Source organism: Variovorax paradoxus (assembly GCF_030811855.1).
Lineage (GTDB): Bacteria > Pseudomonadota > Gammaproteobacteria > Burkholderiales > Burkholderiaceae_C > Variovorax > Variovorax paradoxus_L.
Window position 1 is genome coordinate 14,912 of sequence record NZ_JAUSRN010000002.1, and the last position, 13,275, is coordinate 28,186.

A 13,275-nucleotide genomic window follows, 5' to 3' on the forward strand; every position below is an offset into this window, starting at 1 on the left:
GCAGCCACTCGCATGATCGCACAGTGCCTCTCAAAGCGCCGCGCCGGGATGCCCCCAACGTCCTACGCTTGGGAAAACCTCAACGGAGACACGAACATGCGAACACAGGTCGCGATCATCGGCGCGGGCCCGGCCGGCCTGCTTCTCGGGCAGCTGCTTTTCCAGGCGGGCATCGACAACATCATCGTGGAGCGCCAGAGCGGCGACTACGTGCTGGGGCGCATCCGCGCAGGGGTGCTCGAGCAGGTCACCATGGATCTGCTGGCGCGCGCGGGGGTCGATGCGCGCGCCAAAGCCGAGGGGCTGCCGCACGAAGGCATCGAGCTGTTGTTCAAGGGAGCGCGGCACCGCATCGACCTGCATGGTCTTACAGGCGGAAAGCAGGTAACCGTGTACGGCCAGACCGAGGTGACGCGCGACCTGATGGAGGCGCGTTCGGCCGAAGGTTTGACCACCGTCTACAGCGCGGCCAATGTCAGCCTTCACGACTTCGATTCGCAGCGCCCCCGCGTGCGCTACGAGAAAGACGGCCAGACGCACGAGATCGAGTGCGACTTCATCGCCGGCTGCGACGGCTACCACGGCGTGAGCCGCGCCAGCGTGCCCGCGGACGCCATCCAGACCTACGAGAAGATCTACCCCTTCGGCTGGCTGGGCGTGCTGGCCGACGTGCCGCCGGTGTCACACGAACTCATCTACGCCAACACCGCGCGCGGCTTTGCGCTGTGCAGCATGCGCAGTGCCACGCGCAGCCGCTACTACGTGCAGGTGCCGACCGAAGAACGGGTGGAAAACTGGAGCGACGAGGCCTTCTGGAACGAGTTGCGCGCGCGGCTGGACCCCGAAGCGCGCGAGCGGCTCGTGACCGGTCCTTCGCTCGAAAAAAGCATTGCGCCGCTGCGCAGTTTCGTCGCCGAGCCGATGCGTTTCGGTTCGCTGTTCCTGGCTGGCGACGCGGCGCACATCGTGCCGCCGACGGGCGCCAAGGGACTCAACCTTGCAACGGCCGACGTGGGCTACCTGTCGCGTGCGTTCGAGATCTTCTACGGCGAAAAATCGCCCTCCGCGCTCGACCGGTATTCGGACCTCTGCCTGCGCCGGGTCTGGAAGGCCGAGCGCTTCTCGTGGTGGTTTACCTCGCTGATGCACCGCTTCCCGGAGACCGGTGCCTTCGGCCAGAAGATCCAGGAAGCCGAGCTCGACTACCTCGTGCATTCGAAGGCAGCATCCACCGCGCTGGCGGAGAACTACGTGGGTCTCCCGCTCGAAGACTTCTAGCCCGCCGGCGAGGCCGGGCTTTTTTGCTCGAGAGTCTTCTTCATCGCGTCGCCGCCCTGGTCCATCATCGACCCAATGTAGGCGGCAAATTCGTCGGGCAGCACGTCGGTGATCCAGACGAAGCGCGAACGGCCTTCGCCGTGTGCGAACACCTGGGCCGAGGCATGGTGGTGGCTGGCCTTGCCGCCGGTGACGGTGTAGGCGAGGCGACGGTTCGGCTCGTCGATGCCCACGAGCAGTTCGCGCGCCACCAGGCCGTTGGCAAAACTGACGATGCGGGCGCCCTGCCCGTCGAGCTTGCAATCGGTCAGGAAGCCGGGCGCGAGGCGCGTGTGCACCGCGCCAAAATCGCGCAATGCGTCCCACACCTTCGCGGCGTCGGCCTCGACGATGAATTCCTTGTAAATCGTTGCCATGGTTGTGCGCCTCAGTGGCGGTTCGCCCTCGATGAATGAATCAGGCGGTCATCTTCGAGCAGGGCTGCCAACCGGTCTTGGAAAATCTTGCGGTCGCCCTTGGCGGCTTGGCGAAAGCCGCGCGGCGACACGCCGGCGGCTCGGTGGAAGGTCCGAACGAAGTTGCTCAGGTCGGCAAAGCCAACGTCCAGGGCCACGGCGGTCACCGGCCGGTCATCGTCTGCGAGCAGGCGCGCCGCATGGCGCAGCCGTGAGCGAACCAGGTACTGGTGCGGCGTAACGCCGAGCACCTGCGAAAACAGGCGCAGAAAATGAAACGAGCTCAGGCCCGCCTCGGAAGCCGCGCCTTCCAGGCCGATGTCGTCGTGCGAGTGCGCATCGATCCACAAGGCGGCATCCACCGCGCGGCGCCTGTCGCGCGATGAGGCCGACTTCGGCGCCGGCTTGCCGCGCCCGCTCGCCACCTCGACGAAACGGCTGGCAAAGCACATGCCGAGTTCGTCTAGGCCGATGTCGGTCTGGCCCTCGGTCGCCACCTGCGCGAGTTCGCCGAGCACCATGAGTTCGGGCAGCGGCGGCAGTCCCGCGGTGCGCCATGTCCGCGGGTCGCCGCCGATCAGGTCGACGAAGCCGGGCGACAGGTGGAATGCGAGGCATTCGTCGCCGCAGACATGGTGGTCATGGGTACAGACGTATTCCTCGCCCGGGCAGCCCACGAGCACCGAGCCAGCCACCAGCTCATAGGCGCGGCCGCGCGTGCGATAGCCGAAGCTCCCCTTTCGCACGTACGAAACCGAGTAATCCACGTGCATCTCGGTGAACGGCTGCGCATCCGGACCCGCATCGCAGCGGTAGCTCGACACGCGGATGGGTTCGGTCTGCAGTTGGGTGGTGACGAGCATTCCAATTCACCTGTAATTGCACGCCCCCTGAGAGCGATGCTGCGCGAGGGGCCAGCCTCAATCCGCAGTGTGCATGGCCTGCCATACCCGCGACGGGCTCAGCGGCATGTGCAGGCGCTGCGTGCCCTTCGCGAGGCCATTGCGCGCGAGGGCATCGGCGACGGCGTTGACGATGGTTGGCGTGGCCCCGATGGTGCCCAGCTCCCCCACGCCTTTCACGCCCAGTGGATTGTTGGCACACGGGGTCGACTCGTCCATTTCCATGTGGAACAGGGTTTGGACAATGTCCGCGCGCGGCGCGGCGTAGTCCATCAGGCTGCCGGTGACGGGCTGGCCTGTTTCCTTGTCGTACACCACCTGCTCGTACAGCGCCTGCCCAATGCCCTGCACCGCGCCGCCTTCGAGCTGGCCGCGCACGATCAACGGGTTGATCACGCGGCCCACGTCGTTGACCGAGCTGTAGGCCACCACGGCGATCTCGCCGGTCGGCGGATCGAGCTCGATCTCGCAAATGTGGCAGCCGTTGGGCCAGGTCGGGCCGGCCACGGTGCTGGTGGAGTCGACGAAGATCTCGCGCTTGGGCTGCTTGCCCGCCAGTTCGAACAGGTCGAGCGCCAGGTCGGTGCCGGCCACGGTGAACACGCCGCTCGTGTAGGTCACGTCGTCGACCGCCGCCTCGAACTCTTGCGCCGCGAGTTCGCGTGCCTTGTCGATGGTGCGTTCGGCGCCAATGCGCACTGCCGAGCCGCCGGTGAACAGCGAGCGGGAACCGGCGCTTCCGAAGCCGTCGCCGCGATCGGTGTCGCCGAGCACCACGCGCACCTTCTCGATCGGCACGCCGAAGGCATCGACGGCCAGCTGTGCGAGCGAGGTTGCAATGCCCTGGCCCATGGCGTTGACAGCGGAGAACACCTCGATCACGCCGTCCGCCTGCACCGAGACCGTGACGCGTTCTTCGAACACATTCCCGCCTGTCCACTCCAGAAAGGTCGCAATGCCGAGGCCGCGATACCTGCCCCGGCCGGCCGACTCGGCCGCGCGGGCCTCGAAGCCGTTCCAGTCGGACAGCACCAGCGCCTGGTCCATCACCGACTCAAACTTGCCCGTGTCGTAGGTCTGCGCCATCGGGTTGGTGTAGGGCATCTGCTCGGGGCGGATGAAGTTGCGGCGGCGCAGTTCAACGCGGTCAATGCCGGTCTGGCGCGCGGCTTCATCCATCAGCCGTTCGATGGTGAAGATGGCCTCTGGCCGGCCCGCGCCGCGATAGGCGCCGGTCGGCGCGGTGTTGGTGAGCACCGCCTTGAAATGGAAGTCGATGGTCTGGATGTCGTAGACGCTGGTCTGCACCCAGGGGCCAATGAGAAGCTGGATTGCGACGCCGGTGCCGGTGGCATAGGCCCCAACGTTGGCGAGCGTCTTGATGCGCAGCCCAAGAATTTTTCCATCGGCATCGAGCGCGAGTTCGGCCTTGGCCTCGATGTCACGGCCGTGAGCGCTCGAAAGAAATTCCTCGCTGCGATCGGCCACCCACTTCACCGGGCGCATGACCTGCAGCGCGGCATAGGCCACAGCGATGTCCTCGGGATAGGCGCCGGTCTTCATGCCGAAACCACCGCCGACGTCGCCTACCACCACGCGCACCTTTTCCTTGGGAAGGCCGATCGCGGCGCAGATCGAGTCACGCACGCCCGACGGCATTTGGGTGCTCATTCGGATGGTGAGGCGGCCGGATCCGGCATCGGGCGCGGCCAGCACCGAGCGCGGCTCGATGGTGAGCGCCACGACGCGCTGGTTGACCACGTCGAGCGCAACCACGTGTTTCGCCTTGGCAAAGGCGGCCGCCGCGGCGTCGCTGCTGCCGTGGCGCATCTCGGCGGCGATGTTGCCCGTGGCCTCCTCGCACAGCAGCGGCGCGCCGTCGGCGGTTGCGCTTGGGAGATCGACCACCATCGGAAGTTCCTCATAGTCGACCGCCACGGCCTCGGCGGCATCGCGTGCCTGCTGGACCGTTTCGGCCACCACCGCCGCCACCGCCTCGCCCACGAAGCGGGCTCTCTCGTGCGCCATGGCAAACCGTGGGGCGCTTGCGCAATCGCCACCGTCGGCCCGCTTGAAGCCTGCGGCACCCGGCAGCGGCTTGACGCCTGCCTCGGCCAGTTCTGCGCCGGTGAGCACGCGCAGCACGCCGGGCATGGCGGCCGCGGCAGAGGCGTCGATCGAGACGATGCGCGCGTGCGGATACGGAGACCGGACGAAGACCAGATGTGCCTGGCCGGGAAGCGTGACGTCGTCCGTGTAGCGGCCTTGGCCGGCCAGCAGACTCTCGTCCTCGAGGCGGCGCACTGCATGGCCGCTGCCGAAACGCGTGGGGTTGGATTCAGTGGTCAACGAGATGGTCCTCTTGGGCTGGCAGCCCGCCAGGCAACACCGGCTTTGCAGGGTGCCATGGAGAGCAAATGGAAGCAGCACTATATGGGCTCTGGAATATTCCTGTGCGCCGCGCGCGCGGAGCCTGCGGCTCGCCGGCGAAATCGGTTGCCGTCCCGCTGAAGAACAGCCATTTTCTGCAGCCAGATGAAGCGCGCCGCGAAGCCGTGTATACCTACGGCCATGCAACAACTGCCCTGGCTCGAACCCGGCGACGCACTGCCCGACCCTTCATCCGCCTGGGGCGAGGCCGACCCCGTACCCGGCCTGCTTGCCGCCGGAGGTGCGCTCGATGTGGACACGCTGGTGCAGGCCTACAGCCGCTGCGTGTTTCCGTGGTTCAGCGAAGACCAGCCGATTCTCTGGTGGAGCCCTGATCCACGCATGGTGCTCCAGGTGGCCGAATTCAAGCTCCACAGGTCTCTGCGCAAGACGCTGGCCCGCTTCGCAGAGACCCCCGGCTGCGAAGTGCGCATCGACCACGATTTTGCGGCGGTCATCAAAGCCTGCTCGCAATCGCCGCGGATCGGCCAGTCGGGGACGTGGATCGTCCCGGACATGGTGAACGCCTACATGGCGCTGCATAAGGCCGGTCACGCGCACAGCGTGGAAACCTGGATCGACGGCAAGCTGGCGGGCGGGCTCTACTGCGTGGGACTCGGCCGTGCGGTGTTCGGCGAATCGATGTTCACGCGCCGCCCGGATGCTTCGAAGATTGCGCTGGCAGCACTGGTGTGCCTGTGCCGGCGCTTCCAGGTGCGGATGATCGACTGCCAGCAGAACACCTCGCACCTGGCGAGCCTGGGAGCCCGGGAGATGTCTCGCGCGAGCTTCGTCGCGCACGTGGCGAAGGCACGCGAACAACAGGGGCCACAGTGGCATTTCGAGCCCGTATACTGGGCAGAACTCCTTTCCACGCGGCCTTCTGAATCGACGTGACGCACCTCAAGGATCTTCCGCTTCACACGCTGCAGTTCTACGCGACGGCGCCCTACCCCTGCAGCTACCTGCCCGATCGCCAGGCACGGTCGCAGGTGGCCACGCCCAGCCACCTGATTCACAACGACGCCTACTCCGACCTCGTGCTCAGCGGCTTCCGGCGCAGCGGAATGTTCACCTACAGGCCCTATTGCGACGGCTGCCGCGCCTGCATCCCGCTGCGCGTGCTGGTCAACAGCTTCCGGCCCACCCGCAGCCAACGCCGAGCCGCAAAGCAGCACAAGGAATTGCAAGCCCGCGTGCTCAAGCTGTGCTTCGTGCCCGAGCACTACCAACTCTATCTCCGCTACCAGAACGGCCGCCACGCGGGCGGCGGCATGGATCACGACAGCATCGACCAGTACACCCAGTTCCTGCTCCAAAGCCGGGTCAATTCCAGGCTGGTGGAATTTCGCGAGACGCTGCCCGACGGCAGCGCCGGTGCGCTGCGGATGGTGTCGATCCTGGATGTTCTGAACGACGGCATCTCGGCGGTCTATACCTTCTACGAGCCCGAGAGCGGCGCTGGCTATGGCACCTACAGCGTGCTCTGGCAGATCGAGCAGGCGCGCAAGCTGGGCCTCCCGCACGTCTACTTGGGCTATTGGATCGAAGGCAGTGCCAAGATGAACTACAAGGCGCGCTTCAGTCCCCACGAACTGCTGATAGACGGACGCTGGCAAGCGCCAGATGATTTCACAAGGTAAAATGGCGCCCGGTCCACACCGCATCGCGCCATGAGAAAAACCCAATCCGACGTTCCTGCCGTTCCAGTCATTCAGGTGATCGAGCGCATGTTCGCGCTGATCGACGTGCTCGCCTCGCGCGAGGAGGCTATTTCGCTGAAGGAAATCAGTGAAAAGACCGGCCTGCACCCCTCCACCACGCACCGCATCCTCAACGACCTGGCAGTCGGCCGCTTTGTCGACCGGCCCGAGGCCGGGAGTTACCGGCTCGGCATGCGATTGCTGGAGCTGGGCAACCTCGTCAAGGGGCGGCTCAACGTGCGCGACGCCGCGCTGGGACCGATGCGCGAGCTGCACAAGCTCACGCAGCAGCCGGTCAACCTCAGCATGCGGCAGGGTGACGAAATCGTCTATATCGAGCGCTCCTACAGCGAGCGTTCGGGCATGCAGGTGGTGCGCGCCATCGGCGGCCGCGCGGCCCTGCACCTCACGTCGACCGGCAAGCTGTTCCTGGCTGCCGACGATCCGCAGCGCGTGCGCAGCTATGCCACCCGAACCGGCCTGGCGGGACACACACGCAACAGCATCACGCAGCTGTCCGCGCTGGAACGTGAATTGTCGAAGGCACGCCAGTACGGCATTGCGCGCGACAACGAAGAGCTGGAACTGGGCGTGCGCTGCATGGCCGCCGGCATCTACGACGACCAGGGCAAGCTGGTGGCGGGACTGTCGATTTCCGCGCCTGCCGATCGGCTGGACGAAGGATGGCTGCCCAAGCTGCAGGCCACGGCCAACGAAATCTCGGGAGCGCTCGGCTACAAGGACGCTGCCGCGGCGGCAGCGAGAGGGTCTGCGGCCGATGGCGGCGCTGGGTCTTCTTCTTCAGCCACGGCCTGACCCTTCGCAACCTCGATCGAACGAACAGCCCTTTTCAGGGCTGTTGATGGATCAGCCAGCCACCTGATAGGCGGGAGGACGTGACGCGGCAGCCGGCGCACCGGTGGAAGCATGGGTGGCTTCGACCCAGCGGCGAACGCGTTCCGCATCAGCGATACGGCTGAACTTGCCGGCCGAATCCAGGAACACCATGATCAGCTTGCGCCCGGCCACCTTGGCCTGCATCACGAGGCACTGGCCAGCTTCTGAGATGTAGCCCGTCTTCTGCACGCCGATTTCCCAATCCGGGCTCTTCACGAGACGGTTGGTGGTGTTGAACTGCAGCACGCGGTTGCCCACCTCGACCTGGTACTCAGGCGAGGTTGAGAGCGAACGCACCGTGGCGTCGGAATAGGCGGCATTGACGAGCAGCGCCAGATCTTGCGCGCTCGACTGGTTGTGGCTCGACAGGCCCGTGGGCTCCACGTAGCGCGTGTCCTTCATGCCGAGCATCTTGGCCTTGGCATTCATGATGCTCACGAAGGTTGCAAGTCCGCCGGGATAGGTGCGGCCCAGGGCGTGCGCCGCGCGGTTTTCGCTCGACATGAGAGCCAGATGCAGAAGCTCGCCACGCGACAGCGTGGTGCCGACCGTCAGGCGCGAGCGGCTGCCCTTCTCGGTGTCGACGTCGTCCTGGGTGATGGTGATCAGTTCGTCGTTGGGAAGGCGCGCCTCGCTGATAAGCAGACCGGTCATCAACTTGGTGAGCGACGCAATCGGGAGCACCGCATGGTCGTTCTTGCTGAACAGCACTTCATGCGTGTCCTGGTCGATCACCAGGGCAACGCTCGACTTCAGGTCGAGAGCGTCGTCGGTTCCATGCAGGCCGGCCAACTGGCCGAAGGACTGGCGTGCGGGCGTTTCGACGCGCACCACCGAACGGCGCTGCACGGCAACCACGGTCCGCCCATTCTTCTGGCGAATGGAGGCCACCACATTGCGGCCACCGCGAACGACTTTCTCGCTGCGGTCTGCCTTGGCAGTTCGTTTGACTTCCACCGGCACCGGACCCGCGGCCTTCTTGGCCAGCGAGGTTTTGACGGCGGTTGTTTTTTCCTTCTTGGCGGCCTGGGCTCCGGACAGCAAAAACGCCGTGGCGCAGAACGCGACGGCGACCAATTTGACTGCGGGCAGGAACCGCTGGCTGGAAACTCGGCGGAGACGGGCTTCAGGCATTTATAAATCTCCAGCGGCGAAAATGAGAACCGCAGTGTATCCAAATCAAAAAAGGCACGCAATATCAGTTACTTGCATCCCTTTCTTAACTTAGGATGGGCAGTAAATCTAACCTTGTGCCGCCACTCTCTCAGCTTGGCTCTGGAGCTTGTTGAGCGCACTCAAATAAGCCTTGGCCGACGCGACCACGATGTCCGGGTCTGCACCTACTCCATTCACCACCCGCCCTGCATTTTGTAACCGAACTGTAACTTCTCCCTGGCTTTCTGTCGAGCCACTTATTGCATTCACCGAGTAAAGAACCATTTCGGCGCCGCTCTTGACATGTGACTCGATGGCCTTCAGGGAAGCATCAACCGGGCCATTGCCATCGGACTCGCCGGTGACTTCCTTGCCCTGGACAGTGAAAACGACCTTTGCATGGGGGCGTTCGCCGGTCTCGCTGTGCTGCGACAGAGAAACAAAAGCAAACTGTTCGTTAACGTGCGAATGCTCTTCGGCGCTGACGAGCGCGAGGATGTCTTCGTCGAAAATTTCTGACTTGCGATCGGCCAGTTCTTTGAAGCGCAGGAACGCGGCGTTGACGTCGCCCTCGCTCTCCATCGTTACGCCGAGTTCCTGCAGGCGCTGCTTGAATGCATTGCGGCCGCTGAGCTTGCCCAGCACGATCTTGTTGGCGCTCCAGCCCACGTCTTCGGCCCGCATGATCTCGTAGGTGTCGCGCGCTTTCAGCACGCCGTCCTGGTGAATGCCGGACGCATGCGCAAAGGCGTTGGCGCCCACCACGGCCTTGTTGGGCTGCACCACGAAGCCCGTGGTCTGGCTCACCATGCGGCTCGCAGCCACGATGTGCTGGGTGTCGATGTTGAGGTCGAGACCGAAGTAGTCCCTGCGGGTCTTCACGGCCATTACGATCTCCTCGAGCGAGCAATTGCCCGCGCGCTCGCCCAACCCGTTGATCGTGCACTCGACCTGGCGCGCGCCGCCGATCTTCACGCCGGCGAGTGAGTTGGCCACGGCCATGCCAAGGTCGTTGTGGCAATGCACCGACCAGATCGCCTTGTCGCTGTTGGGCACGCGCTCGCGCAGCATCTTGATGAAGTTCCCGTAGAGCTCAGGGATGGCATAGCCCACGGTGTCGGGCACGTTGATGGTGGTGGCGCCCTCGTTGATCACGGTCTCGAGCACGCGGCAGAGAAAATCGGGGTCGCTGCGGTAGCCGTCTTCGGGGCTGAACTCGACGTCGGCCACGAGGTTGCGCGCAAAGCGCACGGCCAGCCTTGCCTGCTCATGCACCTCGTCCGGCGACATGCGCAGCTTCTTTTCCATGTGAAGCGGCGAGGTGGCAATGAACGTGTGGATGCGGCCGCGTGCCGCACCCTTGAGGGCTTCGGCCGCACGCGAAATGTCGCGATCGTTCGCGCGCGACAGGCCACACACGGTCGAATCCTTGATCGCATTCGCAATGGCCTTCACGGCATCGAAGTCGCCGTTCGAGCTGGCCGGAAAGCCGGCCTCGATGACGTCCACCTTGAGCCGTTCGAGCTGCTTGGCGATGCGCATCTTTTCGTCGCGCGTCATCGAAGCGCCGGGCGATTGCTCGCCGTCGCGCAAGGTGGTGTCGAAAATAATGAGTTGGTCGGTCATCGTGGACTCCTTTGTTCCTTTAATCGTTTCGCACCTTGCGCGGACGGCGGGGACTGCGTCAGGCGAGCTCAACCACCGATTGTGCGCTGTGCGCGCCGCGGGTTCGCGCACGCTGCACGCCCGAGACAATGGCTTTCAGCGACGCCGAGATCACGTCCGCGTCGATGCCGACGCCGAACAGTGTCTGGGCCTCGTCGACGCGCAGTTCGAGGTACGCGGCCGACTTGGCATCGGCACCGGCACCGATGGCGTGCTGGTGGTAATCCATCACGCGCACGGTGTGGCCGGTGGCCTGGCTCAGCGCTTGGGTGAAGGCGTCGATCGGCCCGTTGCCGCGGCCTTCGATGGCGCGGATTTCGCCGTCCCAGGGCAGGTCGCCGCGCAGCACGACGGAGGCATTGGCGCCCTCGCCTTCTTCCTGGAGTACGCGGTGCTGCAATGCATGCGCGGCTTCGAGGCCGTACTCGCGCACGAACAGCTGCCAGAGATCGGCGGCGGTGAGTTCCTTGCCAGCGACGTCCATCACGCGCTGCACAGTCTGCATGAACTCCATCTGCAGGCGGCGCGGCATCTCGATGCCGTATTCGCTCTCGAGCAGGTAGGCCATCCCGCCCTTGCCCGATTGACTGTTGACGCGGATCACCGCTTCATAGCTGCGGCCCACGTCCTTCGGATCGATGGGCAGGTAGGGCATGTCCCAGATGTCGCCTTCCTTGCGCGCCGCAAAGGCCTTCTTGATCGCGTCCTGGTGGGAACCGGAGAACGAGGTGTAGACCAGGTCGCCCACATACGGATGGCGCGGATGTACCGGGATCTGGTTGCAGTGCTCGACAGTCGCGCGGATCTCGTCGATGTTCGAGAAGTCGAGTTCCGGCGAGACGCCTTGCGTGTAGAGATTGAGCGCGACGTTCACGAGGTCGAGGTTGCCGGTGCGCTCGCCGTTGCCGAAGAGGCAGCCTTCGATGCGCTCGGCGCCCGCCATCAGGGCCAACTCGCCGGCTGCGGTGCCGGTGCCGCGGTCGTTGTGCGGATGCACGCACAGCACGATGGAATCGCGCCGCGCGAGGTGGCGATGCATCCACTCGATCATGTCGGCAAAGATGTTGGGCGTGGAGTGCTCGACCGTGGTGGGCAGGTTGACGATGCACTTGTGCTCGGGCGTTGGCGCCCAGACTTCGGTGACCGCGTCGACCACGCGCTTGGAGAACGCGACGTCGGTGCCCGAGAACATTTCGGGCGAATACTGGAAGGTCCACTTCGTGGCCGGCTGCTTGGCGGCAAACTCATTGAACATGCGCGCATGGCTGCTGGCCAGTTCGACGATCTGGTCTTCGTCCATGCCGAGCACCACGCGGCGCATCACCGGCGCCACGGCGTTGTAGAGGTGAACGATGGCGCGCGGTGCGCCTTGCAATGATTCGAAGGTACGCGCAATGAGGTGGTCGCGCGCCTGCGTCAGTACCTGGATCGTCACGTCGTCGGGAATGCGGTCTTCCTCGATCAGCTTGCGCACGAAGTCGAATTCGATTTGCGAGGCGGAGGGAAAGCCGACTTCGATCTCCTTGAAACCAATGGCCACGAGCGTCTCGAACATGCGCATCTTGCGGGCAATGTCCATCGGCTCGACCAGCGCCTGGTTGCCATCGCGCAGGTCCGTCGACAGCCAGATCGGTGCCTTGGTCAGCACGGCATCGGGCCAGGTGCGGTCCTTGAGGCCGATCGGGGCGAATGCGCGGTATTTGGCTTGAGGTTGCTTGAGCATGTCGATTTCTCTGGATGGTTGGTAATCAACCAGCAACCCCAAAAACAAACGGCCCGTTGCTGGTGCGAACGGGCCGTGGTGAGGGATTTGCGCGTGCGCTACCGTCTCCGCCCGTGAGGGAGGGCTAGTAGGGCCAGCAGCGAAATCTTGGTCATGAGGGTTCCGAATGTAGCACAAGCCGCGTTCAGTTATGCAAGCCGCGCTCGTCCGGCTCCTCGGTCGAGGTGCTGATCACGCTCGCCTGCTGCCCCTTGGCCTTGCGCCATGCATACACCACGTAGCCGCTCAGGCCGTAGGCCACGAAGAGGCCGAACAGCACCGTAGGCGGGTGGATGTTGATGACCGCGATGCCGAGCGCAATCAGTACGATCACCACGAAAGGCACGCTCTTTTTCATCTGCACGTCCTTGAAGCTGTAGAACGGCGCATTGGTGACCATCGAAAGTCCGGCATAGAGCGTGAAAGCGAAGGTGATCCAGGTGATCTGCGTCCACGAGAGATACAGCACCTCACCACCCCGCTTGCCCCACTCGGTCATGAGCCAGATGAAACCGGCCACCAGCGCGGCTGCGGCCGGCGACGGAAGACCCTGGAACCAGCGCTTGTCGACCACGCCCGTGTTGACGTTGAAGCGCGCGAGCCGCAGCGCCGCGCAAGCGCAGTAGACGAAGGCCGCGATCCAGCCCCAGCGGCCCAGCCCCTTGAGCGACCACTCATAGGCGATGAGTGCCGGCGCGGCGCCGAAGGACACCATGTCGGACAGCGAATCCATCTGCTCGCCGAACGCGCTTTGCGTGTTGGTCATGCGGGCGACGCGGCCGTCGAGGCTGTCCAGAATCATGGCCGCAAAAACGCCGAGCGCTGCGAGGTCGAAGCGCGCGTTCATGGCCATCACGACCGAATAGAAGCCGCCGAACAGCGCAGCGAGCGTGAACAGGTTCGGTAGTATGTAGATGCCCTTGCGGCGCTTGCGCGGCGGCACCTCGTCGGGAACCGTGTCGTCATGCATTGAGTTGGCCTCCGTCCCTCGTGGACACTGCACGAACGGCTACCCGCTCGATAGCGTC

Annotated in this window: 11 protein-coding genes; 4 read left to right on the plus strand and 7 right to left on the minus strand. The window is 64.6% G+C overall.

The window, feature by feature from the left end; all coding sequences use genetic code 11:
* Nucleotides 1–96: 96 nt before the first annotated feature.
* Entirely contained in the window at nucleotides 97–1,278 is a 1,182-nt protein-coding gene (gene pobA, locus J2X92_RS04910) for a 4-hydroxybenzoate 3-monooxygenase (RefSeq protein WP_307573900.1), read from the plus strand.
* Here the strand turns inward: pobA and J2X92_RS04915 are convergent.
* The 3 genes from J2X92_RS04915 to J2X92_RS04925 are packed head-to-tail and all read right to left on the minus strand — an operon-like array spanning nucleotide 1,275 to nucleotide 4,984.
* On the minus strand, nucleotides 1,275–1,694 hold the full coding sequence (locus J2X92_RS04915; protein WP_307573902.1) for an SRPBCC family protein: 420 nt from the start codon (nucleotides 1,692–1,694) through the stop codon (nucleotides 1,275–1,277). The two genes, pobA and J2X92_RS04915, sit on opposite strands and share 4 nt — an antisense overlap.
* Nucleotides 1,695–1,705: 11 nt before the next feature.
* Entirely contained in the window at nucleotides 1,706–2,596 is an 891-nt protein-coding gene (locus J2X92_RS04920) for a helix-turn-helix transcriptional regulator (RefSeq protein ID WP_307573903.1), read from the minus strand.
* A gap of 57 nt (nucleotides 2,597–2,653) precedes the next feature.
* Complete coding sequence (locus J2X92_RS04925; protein ID WP_307573905.1) at nucleotides 2,654–4,984, minus strand: xanthine dehydrogenase family protein molybdopterin-binding subunit; 2,331 nt, start codon at nucleotides 4,982–4,984, stop codon at nucleotides 2,654–2,656.
* 222 nt (nucleotides 4,985–5,206) lie between these two features.
* Here J2X92_RS04925 and aat point away from each other — a divergent pair, with 222 nt between their 5' ends.
* From aat to J2X92_RS04940, 3 genes are read left to right on the plus strand one after another with little or no spacing between them, the layout of a single operon-like run.
* Nucleotides 5,207–5,962 (plus strand): leucyl/phenylalanyl-tRNA--protein transferase, encoded by a 756-nt coding sequence (aat, locus tag J2X92_RS04930; RefSeq protein ID WP_307573907.1) that lies wholly within the window; start codon nucleotides 5,207–5,209, stop codon nucleotides 5,960–5,962.
* On the plus strand, nucleotides 5,959–6,708 hold the full coding sequence (locus tag J2X92_RS04935) for an arginyltransferase (RefSeq protein WP_307573908.1): 750 nt from the start codon (nucleotides 5,959–5,961) through the stop codon (nucleotides 6,706–6,708). The genes aat and J2X92_RS04935 overlap by 4 nt, the downstream gene beginning before the upstream one ends.
* A gap of 30 nt (nucleotides 6,709–6,738) precedes the next feature.
* On the plus strand, nucleotides 6,739–7,584 hold the full coding sequence (locus J2X92_RS04940) for an IclR family transcriptional regulator (RefSeq protein ID WP_307573909.1): 846 nt from the start codon (nucleotides 6,739–6,741) through the stop codon (nucleotides 7,582–7,584).
* A 51-nt stretch (nucleotides 7,585–7,635) separates the two neighbouring features.
* Here the strand turns inward: J2X92_RS04940 and J2X92_RS04945 are convergent, their stop codons facing one another.
* The 4 genes from J2X92_RS04945 to pssA form a co-directional block, all read right to left on the minus strand.
* The gene (locus J2X92_RS04945; protein WP_307573911.1) at nucleotides 7,636–8,799 is read right to left on the minus strand and encodes a serine hydrolase; all 1,164 of its coding nucleotides are present in this window, start codon (nucleotides 8,797–8,799) and stop codon (nucleotides 7,636–7,638) included.
* Nucleotides 8,800–8,907: 108 nt separating this feature from the next.
* Nucleotides 8,908–10,446 (minus strand): 2-isopropylmalate synthase, encoded by a 1,539-nt coding sequence (locus J2X92_RS04950; protein ID WP_307573912.1) that lies wholly within the window; start codon nucleotides 10,444–10,446, stop codon nucleotides 8,908–8,910.
* Nucleotides 10,447–10,504: 58 nt separating this feature from the next.
* A complete protein-coding gene (gene leuA, locus J2X92_RS04955) occupies nucleotides 10,505–12,208 on the minus strand; it encodes a 2-isopropylmalate synthase (RefSeq protein WP_307573913.1) in 1,704 nt (567 codons plus the stop codon).
* A 184-nt stretch (nucleotides 12,209–12,392) separates the two neighbouring features.
* Complete coding sequence (pssA, locus tag J2X92_RS04960; protein WP_021007106.1) at nucleotides 12,393–13,217, minus strand: CDP-diacylglycerol--serine O-phosphatidyltransferase; 825 nt, start codon at nucleotides 13,215–13,217, stop codon at nucleotides 12,393–12,395.
* Nucleotides 13,218–13,275: the final 58 nt, after the last annotated feature.